The sequence below is a fragment of the Jatrophihabitans lederbergiae genome (genome assembly GCF_031845305.1).
In the GTDB taxonomy this organism is placed as follows: Bacteria; Actinomycetota; Actinomycetes; order Mycobacteriales; family Jatrophihabitantaceae; genus Jatrophihabitans_A; species Jatrophihabitans_A lederbergiae.
On sequence record NZ_JAVREH010000185.1, the window covers coordinates 1 to 985 of the forward strand.

The 985-nt window shown below is 62.5% G+C and carries 1 protein-coding gene; it reads right to left on the reverse strand.

From position 1 onward, the window contains the following. The coding region (locus tag RM423_RS24885) for a molybdopterin-dependent oxidoreductase (RefSeq protein WP_396327884.1) at nucleotides 1-985 on the reverse strand (985 nt) is incomplete at both ends.

Sequence of the window (985 nt, forward strand, 5' to 3'; positions counted from 1 at the left end):
GCTGGTCGCGTTTGCCGGCCGATGCGGCGATCTCGGTTCCCTCGTACTGCCAGCTCGAGGTGTCGTACTGGCCTTCTTCTGCGTCCCAGCCGGAGAACAACCCGTCGAGGTCCTCGGTGTCGCGGAAATCCTCGGACACGATCGTGGAAGCGTTGGTGTAAGCGAGGACGTACTCGCGGAAGTCGTGCTCGCCGGTGAGCACATGGTTCACCAACGCGCCGAGGAACGCGATGTCACTGCCGGCACGGATGGGCACATGCAGATCGGAAACCGCCGATGTCCGAGTGAAGCGAGGATCGACATGGATCACCTTCGCGCCCCGCGCTTTGGCCTCCATCACCCACTGAAAGCCGACAGGGTGGCACTCGGCCATGTTCGATCCCTCGATGACGATGCAGTCGGCGTTCTGCAGATCCTGCTGGAAGGTCGTGGCACCACCGCGACCGAACGACGTTCCCAGACTGGGAACTGTGGAGGAGTGTCAAATACGGGCCTGATTCTCGATCTGGATCGCGCCCATCGCCGTGTACAGCTTCTTCATGAGGTAGTTCTCCTCGTTGTCGAGGGTCGCACCTCCGAGGCTCGCGATTCCCATCGTCCGTCTCACCTGCTTGCCGTCCGCCTCGTCCTGCCATGTCTCGCGCCGGGTCTTGATGACCCGGTCGGCGATCATGTCCATGGCAGTGTCGAGAGCCAGCTCTTCCCATTCAGTACCGAACGGTCGGCGATACCGAACCTTCATCTCGCGTAACGGCGACGTCACCAGCTGCTTGCTCGCTGAGCCCTTGGGACAGAGCCTGCCCCGGCTCACCGGCGAAGCCGGATCACCCTCGATCTGAATCACTTTCTCGTCCTTGACGTAGACCTTCTGCGCGCATCCGACAGCGCAGTAAGGACACACGCTGCCCACGACTCGGTCCGCCGTCTCGGTGCGGGCGGTGTAATCGGTGGTACGAGGTGAGCTGACAGCCGAGCCCCTGCCCAG